Source organism: Stenotrophomonas sp. 86156_Sma (genome assembly GCF_056481625.1).
Map to the genome: position 1 here is coordinate 235,531 of NZ_CM151157.1, position 19,004 is coordinate 254,534.

Here is a 19,004-nt window from a genome sequence, read left to right on the forward strand (position 1 = left end):
ACCCACGCCGCCCCGCCATCCCACGGATAGCCCGCTGTTGCCGTTGCTTCGGCTTCGGCAGGTGCAGGGCGCAGCCCTGCCGAACACCCCTCACCGCTCGGAATGCCCGCTCTGGTCGTAGTCGCGCGGACTGAACAACTCCGGCTGGATCAGCTCGATGAACGCCCGCGCCTGCGCCGACAACGCCTTGCCCCGGCGCACGATCACCCCGTAGCTGCGTTCCGGGAACCAGCGCTTCATCGACCGCGCCGCCAGCCGCTCGCGGTCGGCCTCGTTCAGGCACAGCGCCGGCACGATGGAAATGCCCATGCCCATCGCCACGTACTGCTTGATCACCTCCCAGCCGCCCACCTCCAGCGCCACGGTGTAGGCGATGCGGTGGCGCTGGAATACCTGGTCGACCAGGCGGTAGGTGATCTGCCGCTTCGGTGGCAGCACCAGCGGATAGCGCGCGATATCGGCCAGCTCCAGCTCGCCACCGCTGGCCAGCGGATGGTCGTGCGGCGCGATCAGCACCTGCTCGAAACGGTAGGCCGGTGCGTAGCTGAGATCGGCCGGCACATCAGTCATCGAGCCGATCGCCAGGTCGGCGGCATCCTCGCGCAGCAGGTCGGTGCCATCGACACTGATCGCGTTGTGCAGGGTCAGGCGCACGTCCGGGTGGTGCTGGCGGAAGCGTTCGACGATCTTCGGCAGCAGGTACAGGATGGTCGAACTGTTGGCGGCGATGTTCAGCTCGCCCGCGTCCAGGCCGCGCACCTTGTCGCGGAATCGTGCCTCCAGCCCGTCCAGGTTCTCCACCAGCGGCTGTGCCATTTCGTACAGCAGCTGGCCCTCGCGGCTGGGCACCAGGCGGCGCCCGCTGCGCTCGAACAACGGCACTCCCAGCTCCCGCTCCAGCGCCTGCAACTGCAGGCTGATCGCCGGCTGGCTGACGAAAAGTGCCTCAGCCGCCCGTGAGACCGAGCCCAGGCGCACGGTCTGGCAGAACGCGCGCAGTGGCTTCAGCCGGTCGGATTTGTAGGAAAAACGGGGGCTTGGAGGGAGGCGTGTGGTCATCGCGTCACAAGTATTAGCACAACTTATGTAGAACATTGCAAAAACTGTTTTGCCAAATACTCGGCCCCGGCGGCACCGTGGAGACGTTCCCCCACCGCTGGAGTTGCCCCATGTCCGCCGTCGCTTCCGCTGTTCCCACCCCTGCCAGCAAGGCCACCCCCGGCATCGCCCTGGCGACCCGCGTGGCCGGCCAGGACACCCTGCTGCCGGCGCCGCTGCTGGCCCTGCTGGTGTCGCTGCACCGCGCGGTGGAACCGGGCCGGCAGGCACGGCTGCAGGCCCGTCGGGAGCGTCAGGCGTTCTTCGACCAGGGCGGCATGCCGGATTTCCGCGAAGACACCACCGCGATCCGCAGCGGCGACTGGCGTGTTGCCCCGCTGCCGGCGGCGCTGCAGGACCGCCGTGTCGAGATCACCGGCCCGACCGACCCGAAGATGGTCATCAACGCGCTGAACTCCGGCGCCAAGGTGTTCATGGCCGACTTCGAGGATTCGACCTCGCCGACCTGGCGCAACCTGCTGGCCGGGCAGCAGTCGCTGGCCGCCGCGGTGCGTGGCGATCTCGAGTACACCGCACCGGCATCCAACGGGAAGGCCGGCAAGCACTACACCTTGCGCCCGTTCGACGAACAGGCGGTGCTGATCGTGCGCCCGCGCGGCTGGCACCTGGACGAGAAGCACGTGCGCATCGATGGCCAGTTCATCGCTGGTGGCCTGTTCGACGCGGCGGTGTTCGCCTTCCACAACGCCCGCACCCTGCAGGCCAAGGATCGCGGCCCGTACTTCTACCTGCCCAAGCTGCAGAGCATGGAAGAGGCGGCGCTGTGGGAGACCGCGCTGTCGCACATCGAAGGCATGCTCGGCCTGCCGCACGGCCAGATCAAGGTGACCGTGCTGATCGAAACGCTGCCGGCGGTGTTCGAGATGGACGAGATCCTGCACGCGCTGCGTGACCGCATCGTCGGCCTGAACTGCGGGCGCTGGGATTACATCTTCTCGTACCTGAAGACCTTCCGCCGCCACGCCGACCGCGTGCTGCCCGAGCGCGGCCAGGTGACCATGACCCAGCCGTTCCTGAAGGCGTATTCGGAGCTGCTGATCCAGACCTGCCATCGCCGTGGTGCGCATGCGATGGGCGGCATGGCCGCGCAGATTCCCATCAACAACGATGCCGCCGCCAACGAACAGGCGATGGCCCGCGTGCGCGCCGACAAGCTGCGCGAAGTGACCGCCGGCCACGACGGCACCTGGGTCGCGCATCCGGCATTGATTCCGGTGGCGATGGCGATCTTCGACGAACACATGCCCGGTGCAAACCAGCACAGCGTGCTGCGCCAGGATGTGCGCGTCGGCCGCGACGAACTGATCGCACGGCCGCCCGGCACCATCACCCGCGCCGGCTTCGAAGGCAACGTGGAAGTCTGCGTGCGCTATCTGGCGGCGTGGCTGGATGGCAACGGCTGCGTGCCGATCCACCACCTGATGGAGGACGCGGCCACCGCCGAGATCAGCCGCAGCCAGCTGTGGCAGTGGCTGCATACGCCGGGCCAGCAGCTGGACGATGGCACTGCGATCGACCTGGCGCTGCTGGATTCCACCCTCTCGCAGCTGCCGGCACGGCTTGGCGATACCGCCGCGCTGCCCGGTGGCACACGCATCGGCGAGGCCATCGCCCTGCTCGGCGAACTGAGCCGCAGCGAAGAGCTCACCGATTTCCTGACCCTGCCGGCCTACGCGCGCATCGACTGATCGACTGCCCGCAAACCCGCCGTTTCCCTCCCCGCTGCACGCACGAACCGAACTGGAGAAAGACATGAGCAAGCTGCCCACTGCCGAACAGATCCAGCACGACTGGGATACCAACCCGCGTTGGGAAGGCATCCAGCGCAACTACAGCGCCGCCGACGTGGTGCGCCTGCGCGGCACCGTCCACATCGAGCATTCGCTGGCCCGCCTGGGTGCGGAGAAGCTGTGGGCGTCGCTGCATGAGCGCGAGTTCGTCAACGCGCTCGGTGCACTGACCGGCAACCAGGCCATGCAGCAGGTGAAGGCCGGCCTGAAGGCGATCTACCTGTCCGGCTGGCAGGTGGCGGCCGACGCCAACCTGGCCGGGCAGATGTACCCGGACCAGTCGCTGTACCCGGCCGATTCGGTGCCGGCGGTGGTCAAGCGCATCAACAACACATTGCTGCGCGCCGACCAGCTGCATCACGCCGAAGGCAAGGACGACATCGATTTCCTGCAGCCGATCGTGGCCGATGCCGAAGCCGGTTTCGGCGGCGTGCTCAATGCGTTCGAACTGATGAAAGCGATGATCGAGGCCGGTGCCGCTGGCGTGCACTTCGAAGACCAGCTGGCCTCGGTGAAGAAGTGCGGCCATATGGGCGGCAAGGTGCTGGTGCCGACCCGCGAGGCGATCGAGAAGCTCAATGCCGCGCGCCTGGCTGCCGACGTGCTGGGCGTGCCGACCCTGCTGGTGGCGCGTACCGATGCCGAAGCCGCGGATCTGCTGACCAGCGACATCGACGGCAACGACCGGCCGTTCACCACCGGCGAGCGCACTGTCGAGGGCTTCTACAAGACCCGCAACGGCCTGGACCAGGCGATCAGCCGTGGCCTGGCCTATGCGCCCTACGCCGACCTGGTGTGGTGCGAGACCGGCAAGCCGGACCTGGAGTTCGCGCGCAAGTTCGCCGAGGCGATCCATGCGAAGTTCCCGGGCAAGCTGCTGGCCTACAACTGCTCGCCCAGCTTCAACTGGAAGAAGAACCTGGATGACGCCACCATTGCCAAGTTCCAGCGCGAACTGGGCAGCTACGGCTACAAGTTCCAGTTCATCACCCTGGCCGGCTTCCATGCATTGAACTACGGCATGTTCAATCTGGCCCACGGCTATGCACGCCGCCAGATGAGCGCGTTCGTGGAACTGCAGGAAGCCGAGTTTGAAGCGGCCGAGCGCGGCTTCACTGCGGTCAAGCATCAGCGTGAGGTTGGCACCGGCTACTTCGATGCGGTGACCCAGGCGATCCAGCAGGGCCAGTCGTCGACCACCGCATTGACCGGTTCGACCGAGGAAGAGCAGTTCCACGGCGGGCGCAGCGAACGCGCGGCGTGATGCGGTAGTGCCGGCCGCTGGCCGGCAACCACGTGATACTTCGGGCACCACAGGGAAGCCGGCCAGCGGCCGGCGCTACCGAAGCCTCGGAATCCGATCAGGGTGGCCAGGGAAGGGCCAGACAACGCCGGCCGGTCGGGGGACCTGCCGGCGTTGTTGTATCGATGCAAGGGAGCAGCGCGCAGCCAGCGTCAATCAGGCGCACCCCCGCGTGCCGGCAACTTGGCCGAAAGCCTGTGAAACCCAGCATCGGATTGATCCAGCAGGGGTTTTGCCCGGACACCCGTGACCAGAACGGGCCACCACCGATCTTCACATCAATCAAGATCGGCAGACGGGTCAAAATGAGATAGGGCGCACACTTTAAAGCGGTGCTATGCTCCGCGGCTCACCAGGGGACGCTGGCGGCGGGTGCAGGGAATGACCGGCAGGGGTGCGGCCGAGAACAGTGATGTGACGTCAGGTATCGCCCGGGTGGCGATGGCCGAGATCGTGCACGCGCTGCTTTCCGCTGCCGAGGTTGCATTGTTCGCCAGATTTGCCCGTCCATGCAAGCTTCATGCCGGACAATGGTTGTTCCAGCGTGGCCATCGCGGCGAACGGATGTATGTGATCCTCCAAGGCCAGATCGAACTGGACTTCGGCGAGGACCTGGTGATCAAGACGCTCGGCCAGCATGAGTTCTTCGGTGAGCTTGGCCTGCTGGTCGGTGATCACCTGCGCAGCGCCAGTGCACGCGCGCTGGCCGACTGTGAAGTACTGGAGCTGGGCCCGGCCGACTTCCATCGCCTGGTGGAATCCGATCCCGGCCTGGTCGCCTACTTCCTGCGCCGTACGATCATGCGCGTGCTGACCAACGAGCAGGCGCTGATCAGCCAGCTGCGTCGGCGCAACCACGATCTGGAAACCGCGCTGGACAACCTGTACATCACCACTCACCAGTTGACCCACACCCGTGAACTGGTACGTACCGATGAACTGACCGGGCTGCACAACCGTCGTGGCCTCACCCTGTACCTGCAGGAATGCCGCGCCGATGGCGAAGGGTTGCCGCAGGCACTGCTGCTGATCGACTGCGACCGCTTCAAGCAGATCAATGATCGCCACGGCCACCAGGCCGGCGACCGTGTACTGCAGAGCATGGGCAACATCCTGCGCTCGATGGCCGGCGAACAGGACCTGGCCTGCCGCCTCGGCGGCGATGAGTTCTGCCTGATCCTGCGCCGTGGCAACCATGAGATCGTGCAGCACGCGGCCGAGTTCATCCTCAGCGCGGTGCATGGCCTGCTCGAACGCAGTCATGGCACGCCGCACGTCAGCCTGGTCAGCATCGGTGCCAGCCTGCTGGCGCCGGAGGCGGGCTGGAGCGAGTGGTACGCCAACGCGGACCGAGCGCTGTACCAGGCCAAGCGCGATGGTGGCAACTGCCTGCGCTGGGCGGATGCAGCGGACATACCTTGATCGGGAGAGACCGGCGATGAATGGCGACAACGGAACGTCGACGCCGCACAACCAGCAACTACGTGCGCTGCTGTTCACCGATCTGTGTGATTCGCTGCTGCTGGTCGAACGCATCGGCGATGTTGCTGCCGCCGAGCTGTTCCAGGAACACGACCGCTTGGTGCTGGCGCTGCAGCAGCGCTGGCACGGCCAGCTGATCGACCGCTCCGACGGATTGTTCATGCTCTTCGAGCGCCCGGTTGATGCGCTCGGATTCGCCCTGGATTACCAGCGTGGCCTGCAGCCGCTGGGGCAGGCGCGTGATCTCCGACTGCAGGCGCGGGCCGGGTTGCACGTGGGTGAGGTCATCCTGTGGAACAACAGCTCGGAATCGATCGCGCTTGGAGCCAAGGCTGTGGAGGTGGAGGGCCTGGCCAAGCCGATGGCCGCGCGCCTGATGCAGTTGGCTCCCCCCGGACAACTGCTGATGTCGGCGGCTGCTGAATCGGTGGTGCGCCGTGCAGCGACGGAGCTGGGTGAACTGGGCGGTCGCCTGCAGTGGAGGTCATTCGGTCGCTGGCGCTTTCGCGGTGTGGCGCAACCGATGGAAGTGCTGGGCGTGGCGGTGGCGGGGAAGGGCATGCTTTCCCGGCCGCGTGCCAGCGACAAGGCACGCCCTGATGTTCCGGTCTGGCGGCGTCCGCTGGCGATGGCCGCGCAGGCGGCCCTGATTGTCTCTGTCGGGCTGGGCCTGTGGCTGCTGGCCCGGCCACAGCCGGCGATTGCCTTCGCCGAACGCGACTGGGTGGTGATGGCCGATGCGCGCAACCTGACCGATAACCCGGTCCTGGACGACGCCCTGAACCAGGCGTTGCGCATCGGGCTTGAGCAGTCGCGTTACGTAAACGTGATCAGCGACATGAAGGCGCGCGACACCATGGCGCGCATGTTGATGCCAGAAAACACCGAGATCGATCGTGCCGCCGCTGTCCAGATCGCAATGCGCGATGGCGCGCGCGCGGTACTCGATCCCTCGATCCGTGAGGTACACGGCCAGCTGCGTGTGGCCGTCGATGTCGTCAATCCTGCCACTGGCGAGACCGTCTACTCGGTTTATTCCGATGGCAAAGGCCTGCCTTCCGCGCTGACCTCCAGTGACCAAGTGGTGGTGCAATTGCGATCGCGGTTGGGCGAAGCGATGGCGCAGATCGGCAAGACATCGGCACCGTTGCCGCAGGTGGCAACAGCCAACCTCGACGCACTGCATGCCTACGCGCGCGGACAGCTTGCCTATGGCCGTGGACAGACCGAGTCGTCGTTGAAATTTTTCCAGATCGCAACGCGCATTGATCCTGACTTCGCCATGGCCTATGTCGGGCAGATGCGATCGATGTTCAGCCAGGGCCAGCTGGAGGACGCGCGCGGTTTGCTGACCAAGGTCAGGACGCTGCGTCATCGGCTGAGCACGCGTGAGGGCCTGTATCTGGATGCATGGCAGGTGGAGCTGGAGTCCGGTTCTGAATCCGCCGCTGGCGAGGCCTGGAAGGTACTGGCCGATCTGTATCCGGATCATCACGGGGCCAGCGTCAACCATGGTCTGGCCGAGTTCGTGCTGGGCCACTACGAAAAGGCGGAGCAGGCCGTTGCCCATGCCAACGTGGAGCAGAACCCGTTGCGCAGCGTGACGCTGGAGCTGCTCGGGCGCATCCAGTTGGCACGGGGAAAGGTCGATGAGGCGGTAGCAACGCTGCATCGTGCCATGCAGCTCGCCGAAGGTCGCCCGAACCGGCAGCTGGTTGCGGCGCTGGCCGTGTCCGGGCGAAATGCAGAGGCCAGTGCAGTGCTGGCGCGGTTGCCGGAGAACGGGCCGGGACGGTGGCTGGAAGGGACTTCACTGGCCATTGATGAGGGGCGATTCGAGGAGGCGTTGGCAGCCTCGGTCGCGTCCGCAGGCCGGTGCAATGGCGGTCCCTTCGTATGTGATCTGCTGGGCACGGTCAATTTGGCTGTTCACGCCGCGGCGGCTCGATGCGTAACGCCACGCGACTTCGCAACGCAGGCCAGCGCGCTGCTGCGGAATGCGGCACGCCCCGACAACGGTGAACGCGGACAGTATCTGTATTTCGCTGCGGCCAGCTTGTATGCGGCACAGCGCTTGGGCCTGCAATCCTCGATCGGCCGGCAGGTGGCCGAGCTTGACGTATTGGCGGCCGACGCCGTCGACCCACGTGCGCGCCAGTTGGCGGCGGTGGTCAAGGCCAATGCGTTGCATCTGTCCGGTGACAGCGCGCAGGCAATCAAGATGCTGCAGGCGATGGTTGATGGCAGCGAGCTGTTCCAGGTCCACAGCGTGCTGGCAGCGGCCTACGCCGCACAGGGCGCGATACAGGAGCAGCAGTCGCAGCTGGACTGGATGCGTCGGCACCGCGGGCGCGCCTATACCGAATTCGCAGGCTCGTCCGTGTTGCAGGCATTGAATGTAGGCGACAGCCAGCGTGGGCCATCACGCCCGGGATGCGCCCTCTCACCGGACGCATCCTGAGCGATCAGCACCAAGGTCAGGGCGTCGGCGCCTGCGAACCGTCGATGAAGCAATGCGGATGGCTGAACACCGCGCGCTCGGTCAGCTGCTGCACCAGATTGTCGCGTGCAGCGGCCAGATCTTCATTGGAGGCCAGGTCGGCGGACAGCATGCAGCCCTGCGCGGCGGCACCCGCCTCGACACTGATCTGCTGCAGGGCTGTTGCCGGGTCCTGCTTGAATGCTGTGCGGAAGTCTGCGTCGGTGGTGAGCAGATCAAGCAGCGTGGTGGCGTCAGCGAGGGACAGTGGGGATTTGCGGTTGGTCATGAGCGTGGGATCCAAGGAGACAGGGAAGGTCGAACAAGTGGCGCGTGCCTTTGACCGTAGTCATAGCGGCGCGGATCGATGGGTCTTGAACGCGGTACTGGGCCATACTTACCCAGCTCCACCGGCAGCACATTGCTGGAATCCCATTTGCCACAGGAACGTCGATGACCTCTTCGCGGTACCGCCGATGCCACGCGCTGGCTGTTGTTCCCGATGAACAACCATCGTTCTCCCTGAACAGCCTGCTGGCTGGTGGAACCGGTGTGGAGTTCGTGCAGCAGTTGCAGGTGCGTGCTGCCCATCTCGATCAGCCTGTGACGCTCGATGCCGACGCTTGTGCGTTGCTGTTGCAGACCAGCGCGGAGCGCTGGCAGGTCTTGCCGGATGACCTGCAGAACCGCGCCCGAGTCGCATCGCTGCTGGAGGCGGGGTTGCTCATCGCCGAGGAGGGCGCGCCCGAGGCGGCGCGACAGGCCGACCAGCGTGTTCGCGACGGGCACTGGTGGGCCTTGTCAGCCATCCATCATCGCCATTCCCGCTGGGCGGGCGTAGACAGTGCCGGCGATATGGAGAAGCACCGGATGGTGACCGCACAGGACCTGGTGCAGCAGCTCGGCAAGCCACCGGCCGAAGCCCCGGAGCGGCAGCCGGGTGCCATCGCTCTGCCGGTCGCGGCACCCGATGCCGTGGCACAGCTGTTGGCTGCACGTACCACCTGCCGCAACTACGCCGAGGACAAGCCTCTATCGCTGGAGATGCTGGCGGGCATGATGCAGCACGTGCTGATGGCGCAGGCACAGGTAGAAACCGAACCCGGCGTGCGCTTCCTGAAGAAGAACGTACCGTCCGCGGGTAGCCTGCATCCGCTGGAAGCGTACGTGATTGCGCGCAAGGTCGATGGCCTGCAGCCTGGGTTGTATCACTACCATGCCGTGGCTCACGAGCTGGCACGGCAACAGGCACAGCCCGCCCAGCTGGACGATTTCTGCCTGCGCCTGTTGTCGGGCCAGCACTGGTTCGCTTCGGCCCACGCCATGGTGGTGCTGGTCTGCCGTTTCGGTCGCAACTTCTGGAAGTACCGCAACCACGCCAAGGCCTATCGCGCCGTGAGCCTGGATGTCGGCCATGTGTCGCAGGCACTGTATACAGCGGCCACGGCCAATGGCTTGGGCGGCTTCGTCACCGCGGCGATCAATGAGACGGAGATCGAGTCGCTGCTCGGGTTCGACCCGATGGTCGACGGCGCAATGGCGGTGTGCGGATTCGGTTGGCGTGCGCAGAGCATGACCACGGCGGAGCTGGACCCTGCGGGGCATGTCTGGAAGCGCGAGGCCCGCGATTGAACAAGCCCGGCAGGGCGCTGGAGTACCCAGCGCCCCTTGTCGGGTGCATTACTGGATGATGCGGTGGACGTGACCGGCTTCGAAGGTGAAGACCACGGTCATGGCTGCGCGGTGGCTGGAGAGATAGTTCACCAGGGCATCGCGGGCCTGGCTCAGCTCTTCCTTGCTGGCCAGCTTGCCGGTGCTCAGGCAAGGCGGCACCTGCGCCATCGAGTCGAATGCCAGGCCGATCTGTCGGCAGGCCGGCAGCGGATTCCTGCTGAACTGCGCACGGAACACGTCGTCGCTGCACAGGCGATCGAGCAGGGCAATGGCGGTTTGCGGCTCAAAGCGCGGCGACTCGGTGGTGGTGTGTTCGCTGGAGAACGGGGCACGAGTGAACGGCAGCATCGGATTTACCTCTGAAGTGGATTGAGGGGCGTTCAAGCGGCCTGCGGTACGGCGGAGTGGTGCACGCTTCCCTGCAGATGCCCGGATTCGAACATGAAGGGGACAGTGAATGCGGCGCGCTGGGCCAGGAGCGCGGCGATCTGCTGGCGCACCTGTTGGAACTCTTCCTTGCTGGCCAGGACGTTGTGGATGGCGCAGGGGCTTGTGCCGGACTGTGCCTGCAGCCCATGCCGCGCCATCGCAGCGCCGGCATCGGCTGTGAACTCTGCGCGGAAGGCGTCGTCAGAACACAGCAGGTCGAGCAGCCGACCGGCATTGACAGTGGTCATCGGGGACTTTGCGGACATCGGAAACACTCCTTGTGGGTCAATGTCCGCCGATTAGACCACGTGTGACTACCGCGAGCGTGCCGCAGCGCAGCGTCAAGCAAGGCGCGCCAAGCCGGTACAGGCCAGTGGTCCTGCTGGGCATGGCACCGTGGTTCCAGAAACGTTGGAAGAGCGCACCGGAGAGGCCAGCTTGACGTTCCTGCGACGCAGTTTCAGCGCGGTGTCCAGGTCGGAGGCGTCGTCGGCGACCTGGCCCATCGAGCACGAATTTGGCCTAGATCCGCGTTCCGAGGGCGTCCTCGCCGTATGCGGTTTTGGCTGGCGCGCCCCGACCATAACCACGACCGAACTGGACCCGGCAGGTGTGATCTGGAATCCCGAGGACCGCGCGGTCTGAACCCGCGCGGCCCCCGCCACATCACGCCGCTTCGAAGTCCACCAGCACCGCACCGTCACCCACCTGGTCGCCGGCCTTGGCGCGGTAGCCCTTCACCGTGCCGTCTGCCGGTGCCTGCAGGGTGTGCTCCATCTTCATCGCTTCCAGCACCACCAGCGGCGTGCCGCGCTTGACCTCGGTGCCGGCCGCGACCAGTGTCGCGACGATCCTGCCCGGCATCGGCGCCAGCAGGCTGCCGGCATCGGCCACGGCGTGGTCCGATTCGCCCACCGGATCGTGCAGGGTGAAGCGGTGCTGGCCATCGGCGCCGAACAGATACAGCTGGTCGCCTTCGCGCAGTAGCTGCAACGACCAGCGGCGCTCGCCCAGCAGCACGGTCAGGTGCTGCGCATCGGCCGTGCCAAGCACCTGCACCGGCGCGGCGTCATCGCACTGCACGCGCCAGCCATCGGTCTGCGTCCACACCTTCAGCGTGTGCTTGCGTTCGCCCTGCTGCAGCGGCAGCACGCGCGGTGCCGATGCGCCAAGGCGCCAGCCGTCCTGGGCCTGCCACGGCGAATGCGGATCGCGCGCGTCGGTGCTGGCATCTGCAGTGCTGGCAACAGCGGCCACGGCGGCCAGCAGCCACAGCGCGTCGTCGCTGTCGCCCACCGCATTCAACGCGACCTGCTCGCGCTCGATCAGCGCGGTATCCAGCTTGGCGTGCGCGAACGAATCGGTGTTCACCAGCCGGCGTAGGAAGCCGGCATTGGTGGTCACGCCCACCACCTGGCAATCGGCCAGGGCCTGGCTCATGCGGCGCAGCGCGGCGTCGCGGTCCACGTCCCAGACGATCAGCTTGGCAATCATCGGATCGTAGTACGGCGTGATGCTGTCGCCTTCCTCCACGCCGGTATCCACGCGCACATGGGCCGACGGAGTCGGCAGGCGCAGGCGGCGCAGGGTGCCGGTGGAGGGCAGGAAGCCCCGGTCGGCATCTTCGGCATACAGGCGCGCTTCGATGGCGTGGCCGTGGATCGCCAGCTGTTCCTGGCGCAGCGGCAGCGGCTGGCCCGAGGCCACGCGCAGCTGCCACTCCACCAGGTCGGTGCCGGTGATGTACTCGGTCACCGGGTGCTCGACCTGCAGGCGGGTGTTCATTTCCATGAAGTAGAAATCGCCGTCCGGGCCGGCGATGAACTCCACCGTGCCGGCACCGACGTAGCCCACCGCGCGCGCGGCATCGACTGCCGCCTTGCCCATTGCAGCACGACGTTCTGCGCTCATGCCCGGCGCCGGCGCCTCTTCCAGCACCTTCTGGTGGCGGCGCTGCACCGAGCAGTCGCGCTCGAACAGATAGACCGCCTCACCGTGGCTGTCGCCGAACACCTGGATCTCGATATGGCGTGGGCGCTCGACGTACTTCTCGACCAGCACATGGTCGTTGCCGAACGCCGAGGCCGCCTCGCGCTGGCAGCTGGCCAGTGCGTCGACGAAGTCCTCGCTGCGCTCGACCTTGCGCATGCCCTTGCCACCGCCGCCGGCGCTGGCCTTGATCAGCACCGGGTAGCCGATGCCGTCGGCCTGTGCGCGCAGGAACGCGGGGTCCTGCTGGTCGCCGTGGTAGCCCGGGGTCAGCGGCACGCCGGCCTTGGCCATCAGCGCCTTGGCCGCGCTCTTGTCGCCCATCGCGCGGATGGCGCTGGCCGGCGGGCCGATGAAGGTGATGCCGGCCGCCGCGCAGGCATCGGCGAAGTCGGCATTCTCGGACAGGAAGCCGTAACCGGGGTGGATCGCCTGCGCGCCGGTCAGGCGTGCGGCATCGAGCAGGGCATCACCGCGCAGGTAGCTCTCACGTGCGGCGGCCGGGCCGATGTGGATGGCTTCGTCGGCCAGGCGCACGTGGCGGGCGTTGCGGTCGGCATCGGAATACACCGCCACGGTGGCGATGCCGAGGCGGCGGCAGGTGGCGATGACGCGGCAGGCGATCTCGCCGCGGTTGGCGATCAGGACTTTGGTGAACATGGCAACAGGCTCGGTCATGGCACGGGTTACATGCGGAACACGCCGAAGCGCGTCTGCTGCGGGGCGGCGTTGAGGCTGGCCGACAGCGCCAGGGCCAGCACGCGGCGGGTGTCGGCCGGATCGATCACGCCGTCATCCCACAGGCGCGCGCTGGCGTAGTACGGATGGCCCTGCTGCTCGAACTGGTCGCGGATAGGTGCCTTGAATGCATCTTCCTCCACTGCCGGCCACTGGCCGCCCTTGGCTTCGATGCCATCGCGCTTGACCGTGGCCAGCACGCTGGCGGCCTGTTCGCCGCCCATCACGCCGATGCGCGCGTTCGGCCACATCCACAGGAAGTTCGGCGAGTACGCGCGGCCGCACATGCCGTAGTTGCCGGCACCGAACGAACCACCGATGACCACGGTGAACTTGGGCACCTTGGCGCAGGCCACGGCCATCACCAGCTTGGCGCCGTCCTTGGCGATGCCGCCCTGTTCGTACTTGCGGCCGACCATGAAGCCGGTAATGTTCTGCAGGAACACCAGCGGGATGTTGCGCTGGGTGCACAGCTCGATGAAGTGTGCGCCCTTCAGTGCCGACTCGGAGAACAGGATGCCGTTGTTGGCGATGATGCCGATCGGGTAGCCGTTCAGATGCGCAAAGCCGGTCACCAGCGTTGCGCCGTAGCGCGGCTTGAATTCATCGAAACGCGAACCATCGACCAGGCGCGCGATCACTTCGCGCACGTCGTAGGGCTTGCGTGTATCGGCCGGGATCACCCCGTACAGTTCGTGTGCCGGCAGCAGTGGTTCTTCGCTGGCCTGCACCGCCATCGCCGGTTCCGGCTTGCGCCAGTTCAACTGCGCGATGATCGCGCGCACCCGCGCCAGTGCCTGCAGGTCGTTGTCGGCCATGTGGTCGGCCACGCCGGAAATGCGCGTGTGCACATCGGCACCGCCGAGTTCCTCGGCCGTCACCACTTCACCGGTGGCCGCCTTCACCAGCGGTGGGCCGCCGAGGAAGATCGTGCCCTGCTCGCGCACGATCACCGTCTCATCGCTCATCGCCGGCACATAGGCGCCGCCGGCGGTGCAGCTACCCATCACGCAGGCAATCTGCGGGATGCCCTGCGCGGACAGGTTGGCCTGGTTGTAGAAGATGCGGCCGAAATGATCGCGGTCGGGGAACACCTCGTCCTGCAGCGGCAGGAAGGCGCCACCGGAATCGACCAGGTAGATGCACGGCAGGTGGTTCTGCTCGGCGATCTCCTGCGCGCGCAGGTGCTTCTTCACCGTCATCGGGTAGTAGGTGCCGCCCTTCACCGTGGCGTCGTTGGCCACGATCACGCATTCCACGCCGCTGACGCGGCCGATGCCGGCCACCACGCCCGCGGCGGGCACGGCGTCTTCGTACATGCCGTGCGCGGCCAGCGGCGCGATTTCCAGGAAGGCGCTGCCGGGATCGAGCAGGGCGTCGATGCGGTCGCGCACCAGCAGCTTGCCGCGTGCGGTGTGCTTGGCGCGCGCGGCTTCGCTGCCGCCCAGCGCGGTGCGGGCGAGGGTGGCATGCAGGTCGTCGACCACGGCCTGCATGGCGGCGCGGTTGCTTTCAAACGTTTCGCTGCCCGGTTGCAGCTGGCTGTTCAGGACGGTCATCGCGTTGGCCTTACAGGGTGCGCTGGAACAGTTCGCGGCCGATCAGCATGCGGCGGATCTCCGACGTGCCGGCGCCGATTTCATACAGCTTGGCGTCGCGCCACAAACGGCCGGTCGGGTACTCGTTGATGTAGCCGTTGCCACCGAGGATCTGGATCGCCTGGCCGGTCAGCCAGGTGGCCTTCTCGGCGGCGTACAGAATGGCACCGGCGGCATCCTGGCGGGTGGTTCGGCCTTGGTCGCAGGCGCGCGCGACGGCATAGACGTAGGCGCGGCACGCGCCCAGGCCCACGTACATGTCGGCGATCTTGGCCTGGATCAGCTGGAAGCTGCCGATCGGTTCGCCGAACTGGTGGCGCTCGTGCACATAGGGCATGACCACGTCCATGGCCGCGGCCATCAGGCCCAGCGGGCCACCGGACAGCACCACGCGCTCGTAATCCAGGCCGGACATCAACACGCGCACGCCACCACCGACCTGGCCCAGCACGTTTTCTTCGGGAATCTCGCAGTCCTGGAACACCAGCTCGCAGGTGGGCGAGGAGCGCATGCCCAGCTTGTCCAGCTTCTGCGCGGTGGAGAAGCCCTCCATGCCCTTCTCGACCAGGAACGCGGTGATGCCCTTGGCACCCGCTTCCATGTCGGTCTTGGCATAGACCACCAGCACGTCGGCGTCCGGGCCGTTGGTGATCCACATCTTGTTGCCGTTGAGCACGTAGCGGTCACCGCGCTTGTCGGCGCGCAGCTTCATCGACACCACGTCCGAACCGGCACCCGGCTCGCTCATCGCCAGCGCGCCGACCAGGCTGCCGTTGCACAGGCCGGGCAGGAAGCGCTGCTTCTGTTCTTCGTTGCCGTTCTTGCGCAGCTGGTTCACGCACAGGTTGGAGTGCGCGCCATAGGACAGGCCGATGCCGCCGGAGGCACGCGAGATTTCTTCCATCGCCACCACATGGGCCAGGTAACCCATGCCGGTGCCGCCGTATTCTTCTTCCACGGTGAGGCCGAGCAGGCCCTGTTCGCCCAGCTTCGGCCACAGGGCCAGCGGGAACTGGTTGCTGGCATCGGCCTCGGCGGCCAGCGGTGCGACCTCGGCGGCGGCAAAATGGGCCACGCTCTGGCGCAGCAGGTCGATGTCTTCGCCAAGGTCGAAGTTCAGGGATGGCACGTGCATTGTGGTGGCTCCACGGCGGGATGGCAGGAAATGGACGCACCCGGCGGGGGAGCGGGCGGCGGTCTGCAGGACCGCTGCCCGCACGGGCGATTGGACCCCAGCGTAGCGGGGTTCGGGTAAGAAGTGAATACAAATTCAAAAATTGAAACTAGAATCAAAACATGGCCTACAAACGCTCTGCACTGATGGAAGAACGCCTGGCCGGGGCCCGTGAACGGATCCTGCTGGCCACCCGTGAGCTGGTCGCCACCGGGGGCTGGCGCAATGCCCCGGTGACCGCCGTGGCGACCCAGGCGGGGGTGTCCACCGGCCTGATCTACCGGCACTTCCCGTCCAAGGCCGAGCTGTTCGTGGAGGTGCTCAACGCCGCGGTGGCCCACGAGGTCGCGATCATGGAGCGCATCGCCAGCGGCCCGGAGGTGGCCAGCGAGCGCCTGCGGTTGGCGATCACCGCCTTCGTCCGCCGCGCCCTGGCCGGGCCGGGGCTGGCGCATGCCTTCATCGTCGAACCGGTCGACCCGGACGTGGAAGCCGAGCGCATGCGTGGTCGTCGTGCCTTCGGCGACGTGTTCCTGCGGCTGGTGGAGGAGGGCGTGGCCGCCGGTGAGCTGCCGGCGCAGGACGCGCATGTGGCCGCCGCCTGCCTCGTCGGCGCCTTCACCGAGGCGATGGTCGGCCCGACCGCGCCCAGCCGCGAAGCACACCGCGACGAAGACGCACTGGTGGATGCGATCTGCAGCTTCTGCCTGCGCGCGATCGGCGCCCGGTAATCCGGTAGCGCCGGCCGCTGGCCGGCTTCTGCACGATCCATCCGGCGGGCTGGCGATGCCGGGCAGCGGCCGGCACTACCGGGTCCGAATGCTGCGCCGCACCAGCAGTGACGCCTGTTGTCGCACGCAAAGCGCGTTCTATACTCGGTCCATCACGCAGTCGCTCAGCCGTGGTCCAACGACTATCAGCCAGGGGTAACGAAGAGTGCGGAATTACGATCTGGAGTTCCTGAAACGCTTCTCCATGGTGATCGCGCTGCTGGCGACCATCACCCTCGGCCTCATCCTCCTTGCCGCTTACATCCACACCCGGATTCCGCCCGAGGTGTCGCCGACCGCGGCCAAGCGCACCGAGCAGCGCATCTCGCCCACCGGCGCGGTCTATGCCGGCAGCACCGGCGCCGCCGCGCAGGCTGCGGCCAAGGCCGCCGCGCTGGCCAAGGCCGCCTCGCAGGTGGCCTACGGCGGCACCAAGGACGGCAAGGTCATCTTCGACAACCTGTGCACCGCCTGCCACACCACCGGCGTGGGCATGGCGCCGACGCTGGACCATTCGCACTGGGACAAGCGCATCGCACAGGGCAAGGACACCCTCTACAAGCACGCCATCGAGGGCTATACCGGCCCGGATGGCGGCATCATGCCGCCCAAGGGCGGCAACCCGGCGCTGACCGAGGAACAGATCCACGCCACCGTGGACTGGATGCTGGGCAACCTGAAGTAACCGGTAGTGCCGGCCGCTGGCCGGCAACCACGCATCGCACGAAGGTCATGAGGTTGCCGGCCCGCGGCCGGCACGACCCAGGCTTTGCCCACCAAGGTCAAAACCCTGCCCGCAGGCGGGGTTTCGCATTTCAGGGTTAGTCTGTGCGCCTCTTCCATGGAGTCGCCCGTCGATGCGCCGCCGTTCCCTCGCCCTTGCCCTGTCCCTGCTGCTGCCGGCCGGCGCCTTTGCCCAGGCCCAGCCGCAGGCCGCACCGGTCGCGTCGCCGTCCGCCGCGCGCAGCAGCGCCACCGTGGTGCTGACCACCGCGCCGGCCGACTGGCGTGCGCTGGATGGCCAGCGCGTGCGCATCGCCGCACCGCTCACCCTGGCCGGCACCGATGGCCTGGAGCGCTTTGGGCAGCTCACCGTGGCCTTCGATGGCCGCCTCTGGCAGCCGACCGAAGTGGCCGCGCCGGGTACTGCCGGCTATGAGCAGGTGATGGCCGACAACCAGCGCCGCCGCCTGCTGCTGGACGACGGCAGCGAAGCCCGCGACCCGGCCAGCGTGGCCTACCTGCCAGCCAACCCGGTGCTGCGCACCGGCATGCAGCTGCGCAATGTGGAAGGCGTGGTGCACGTGGATGCACAGGGTCGGCCGCGCCTGCAGGTCGAAGGCGTGCTGAAGCTGCCGGAGCTGAAGCGTCCGGCGGTGCCGACGGTACCGGGCAGCCTGCATGTGGCCGCCTTCAACCTGGAGAATTTCTTCAATGGCGATGGCCAGGGCGGTGGCTTCCCGACCCTGCGCGGCGCGCGCACGCTGGAAGAGCACAAGGCGCAGGTCGGCAAGCTGGTGGCCACGGTCAACGCGCTCGGTGCCGACATCGCCGCGTTGATGGAACTGGAAAACGATGGCTATGGCCCGCAGTCGGCCATCGCCGAACTGGTCAGCGCCCTCAACGCCGGTCTTGCCGCCGACAAGCAGTGGGCCTTCGTCGATGCCGGCGAGGGGCCGGGCAGCAACCCGATCCGGGTTGGCATCATCTATCGCAGGAGCGCGTTCAAGCCGCTGGGCAAGCCGTTGACCAGAACCGACGGTCCTTTCGCCGAACACAGCCGCGCACCGCTGGCGCAGGCCTTCCAGGGCAAGGGCGCACCGTTCATGGTGGTCGCCAACCATTTCAAGTCCAAGGGCTGCCGTGATGCCAGCGGCGGCGATGCCGACCGCAACGATGGCCAGGGTTGCTGGAATGCCACCCGGGTGGAATCGGCAAAGCAGTTGAACCAGTGGGTGCAGGCCGAAGCTGGCCGCCTGAAGGTGAAGGACGTGGTGCTGCTGGGCGATTTCAACGCCTACGCGATGGAAGACCCGATCCGCACCCTGCATGACCTGGGCTGGCAGGACGCATTCAAGGTCGCCCAGGTCGAGCATCCTTACAGCTACGTCTACAACGGCTATACCGGCCGCCTCGACCATGCGCTGCTGAGCCCGGGCATGGCCCAGCGCCTGCGCGGTGCCGCCGAGTGGCACAGCAATGCCGACGAACAGGACGCCAGCGGCTACCAGGGCCGCAACGTGCAGGGCCCGTGGCGCAGTTCCGACCACGATCCGCTGCTGCTGGGCTTCGATAAATAAGGTTCGCCGGCGATCAACTCTGGGGGACCTTGATAGGCACGGATGCTGCCGTTGCTTTTGATCTACCAGTCCGCCTTCAAGCGAGCCGAGCATCGCAGGTGAATCAGGGGCGAAGAGGCGCCGATGTCTGAGCGTAGCGAGTTCGGCGCCGTCCCCTGG

General features: G+C 66.8%; 15 protein-coding genes and 1 pseudogene. 9 read left to right on the forward strand and 7 right to left on the reverse strand.

From position 1 onward, the window contains the following. Positions 1-90: 90 nt before the first annotated feature. Positions 91-1,059: a LysR family transcriptional regulator gene (locus tag ACZK33_RS01015; protein WP_423173932.1), complete on the reverse strand. Its 969-nt coding sequence runs from the start codon at positions 1,057-1,059 to the stop codon at positions 91-93. A gap of 110 nt (positions 1,060-1,169) precedes the next feature. Here ACZK33_RS01015 and aceB point away from each other — a divergent pair, with 110 nt between their 5' ends. From aceB to ACZK33_RS01035, 4 genes are all read left to right on the forward strand, one after another. After that, positions 1,170-2,807, forward strand: a complete 1,638-nt coding sequence (gene aceB, locus ACZK33_RS01020) for a malate synthase A (RefSeq protein ID WP_423173931.1) — start codon at positions 1,170-1,172, stop codon at positions 2,805-2,807. 64 nt (positions 2,808-2,871) lie between these two features. Further along, a complete protein-coding gene (gene aceA / locus ACZK33_RS01025; RefSeq protein WP_100474968.1) occupies positions 2,872-4,173 on the forward strand; it encodes an isocitrate lyase in 1,302 nt (433 codons plus the stop codon). 420 nt (positions 4,174-4,593) lie between these two features. Beyond that, positions 4,594-5,634 carry a GGDEF domain-containing protein gene (locus ACZK33_RS01030; RefSeq protein WP_049400576.1) on the forward strand — a complete coding sequence of 347 codons (1,041 nt, stop codon included), beginning with the start codon at positions 4,594-4,596 and terminating at the stop codon, positions 5,632-5,634. 16 nt (positions 5,635-5,650) lie between these two features. Continuing rightward, complete coding sequence (locus ACZK33_RS01035) at positions 5,651-8,155, forward strand: putative peptide modification system cyclase (RefSeq protein ID WP_423173930.1); 2,505 nt, start codon at positions 5,651-5,653, stop codon at positions 8,153-8,155. Positions 8,156-8,171: 16 nt separating this feature from the next. Here the strand turns inward: ACZK33_RS01035 and ACZK33_RS01040 are convergent, their stop codons facing one another. Further along, positions 8,172-8,462: an NHLP-related RiPP peptide gene (locus tag ACZK33_RS01040; RefSeq protein ID WP_012509741.1), complete on the reverse strand. Its 291-nt coding sequence runs from the start codon at positions 8,460-8,462 to the stop codon at positions 8,172-8,174. A 164-nt stretch (positions 8,463-8,626) separates the two neighbouring features. Here ACZK33_RS01040 and ACZK33_RS01045 point away from each other — a divergent pair, with 164 nt between their 5' ends. Continuing rightward, positions 8,627-9,805, forward strand: a complete 1,179-nt coding sequence (locus tag ACZK33_RS01045) for a putative peptide maturation dehydrogenase (protein ID WP_423173929.1) — start codon at positions 8,627-8,629, stop codon at positions 9,803-9,805. A gap of 48 nt (positions 9,806-9,853) precedes the next feature. Here ACZK33_RS01045 and ACZK33_RS01050 read toward each other — a convergent pair whose 3' ends face one another. Next, positions 9,854-10,195, reverse strand: coding sequence for an NHLP-related RiPP peptide (locus ACZK33_RS01050; protein ID WP_012509743.1), 342 nt, complete (start codon positions 10,193-10,195; stop codon positions 9,854-9,856). Between the two features lie 32 nt (positions 10,196-10,227). After that, positions 10,228-10,542, reverse strand: coding sequence for an NHLP-related RiPP peptide (locus tag ACZK33_RS01055; RefSeq protein ID WP_125895448.1), 315 nt, complete (start codon positions 10,540-10,542; stop codon positions 10,228-10,230). Positions 10,543-10,780: 238 nt separating this feature from the next. Between ACZK33_RS01055 and ACZK33_RS01060 the strand changes: the two are divergent. Continuing rightward, a pseudogene (locus tag ACZK33_RS01060) lies at positions 10,781-10,921 on the forward strand (putative peptide maturation dehydrogenase); the annotation flags it as partial. Between the two features lie 21 nt (positions 10,922-10,942). Here ACZK33_RS01060 and ACZK33_RS01065 read toward each other — a convergent pair. The 3 genes from ACZK33_RS01065 to ACZK33_RS01075 are packed head-to-tail and all read right to left on the reverse strand — an operon-like array spanning position 10,943 to position 15,736. Next, positions 10,943-12,925, reverse strand: coding sequence for an acetyl/propionyl/methylcrotonyl-CoA carboxylase subunit alpha (locus tag ACZK33_RS01065; protein WP_423173928.1), 1,983 nt, complete (start codon positions 12,923-12,925; stop codon positions 10,943-10,945). 26 nt (positions 12,926-12,951) lie between these two features. Then, positions 12,952-14,562: a carboxyl transferase domain-containing protein gene (locus ACZK33_RS01070; RefSeq protein WP_423173927.1), complete on the reverse strand. Its 1,611-nt coding sequence runs from the start codon at positions 14,560-14,562 to the stop codon at positions 12,952-12,954. Between the two features lie 10 nt (positions 14,563-14,572). Next, positions 14,573-15,736 (reverse strand): isovaleryl-CoA dehydrogenase, encoded by a 1,164-nt coding sequence (locus ACZK33_RS01075; RefSeq protein ID WP_032128216.1) that lies wholly within the window; start codon positions 15,734-15,736, stop codon positions 14,573-14,575. A 161-nt stretch (positions 15,737-15,897) separates the two neighbouring features. Here ACZK33_RS01075 and ACZK33_RS01080 point away from each other — a divergent pair, with 161 nt between their 5' ends. From ACZK33_RS01080 to ACZK33_RS01090, 3 genes are all read left to right on the forward strand, one after another. Then, positions 15,898-16,506 (forward strand): TetR/AcrR family transcriptional regulator, encoded by a 609-nt coding sequence (locus tag ACZK33_RS01080; RefSeq protein ID WP_005407661.1) that lies wholly within the window; start codon positions 15,898-15,900, stop codon positions 16,504-16,506. Positions 16,507-16,711: 205 nt separating this feature from the next. Further along, positions 16,712-17,230: a c-type cytochrome gene (locus ACZK33_RS01085; protein ID WP_005407662.1), complete on the forward strand. Its 519-nt coding sequence runs from the start codon at positions 16,712-16,714 to the stop codon at positions 17,228-17,230. A gap of 172 nt (positions 17,231-17,402) precedes the next feature. Further along, positions 17,403-18,845, forward strand: a complete 1,443-nt coding sequence (locus tag ACZK33_RS01090) for an ExeM/NucH family extracellular endonuclease (protein WP_423173926.1) — start codon at positions 17,403-17,405, stop codon at positions 18,843-18,845. The last annotated feature ends 159 nt before the right edge of the window (positions 18,846-19,004 follow it).

Bases quoted from the DNA above. Each gene is read 5' to 3' on its own strand.
- ACZK33_RS01030 (WP_049400576.1), top strand. From the start codon at position 4,594: ATGACCGGCAGGGGTGCGGCCGAGAACAGTGATGTGACGTCAGGTATC.
- ACZK33_RS01065 (WP_423173928.1), bottom strand. From the start codon at position 12,925: ATGTTCACCAAAGTCCTGATCGCCAACCGCGGCGAGATCGCCTGCCGC.
- ACZK33_RS01090 (WP_423173926.1), top strand. From the start codon at position 17,403: ATGCGCCGCCGTTCCCTCGCCCTTGCCCTGTCCCTGCTGCTGCCGGCC.
- ACZK33_RS01070 (WP_423173927.1), bottom strand. From the start codon at position 14,562: ATGACCGTCCTGAACAGCCAGCTGCAACCGGGCAGCGAAACGTTTGAA.
- ACZK33_RS01015 (WP_423173932.1), bottom strand. From the start codon at position 1,059: ATGACCACACGCCTCCCTCCAAGCCCCCGTTTTTCCTACAAATCCGAC.
- ACZK33_RS01075 (WP_032128216.1), bottom strand. From the start codon at position 15,736: ATGCACGTGCCATCCCTGAACTTCGACCTTGGCGAAGACATCGACCTG.
- aceA (WP_100474968.1), top strand. From the start codon at position 2,872: ATGAGCAAGCTGCCCACTGCCGAACAGATCCAGCACGACTGGGATACC.
- aceB (WP_423173931.1), top strand. From the start codon at position 1,170: ATGTCCGCCGTCGCTTCCGCTGTTCCCACCCCTGCCAGCAAGGCCACC.
- ACZK33_RS01035 (WP_423173930.1), top strand. From the start codon at position 5,651: ATGAATGGCGACAACGGAACGTCGACGCCGCACAACCAGCAACTACGT.
- ACZK33_RS01045 (WP_423173929.1), top strand. From the start codon at position 8,627: ATGACCTCTTCGCGGTACCGCCGATGCCACGCGCTGGCTGTTGTTCCC.
- ACZK33_RS01050 (WP_012509743.1), bottom strand. From the start codon at position 10,195: ATGCTGCCGTTCACTCGTGCCCCGTTCTCCAGCGAACACACCACCACC.
- ACZK33_RS01080 (WP_005407661.1), top strand. From the start codon at position 15,898: ATGGCCTACAAACGCTCTGCACTGATGGAAGAACGCCTGGCCGGGGCC.
- ACZK33_RS01055 (WP_125895448.1), bottom strand. From the start codon at position 10,542: ATGTCCGCAAAGTCCCCGATGACCACTGTCAATGCCGGTCGGCTGCTC.
- ACZK33_RS01040 (WP_012509741.1), bottom strand. From the start codon at position 8,462: ATGACCAACCGCAAATCCCCACTGTCCCTCGCTGACGCCACCACGCTG.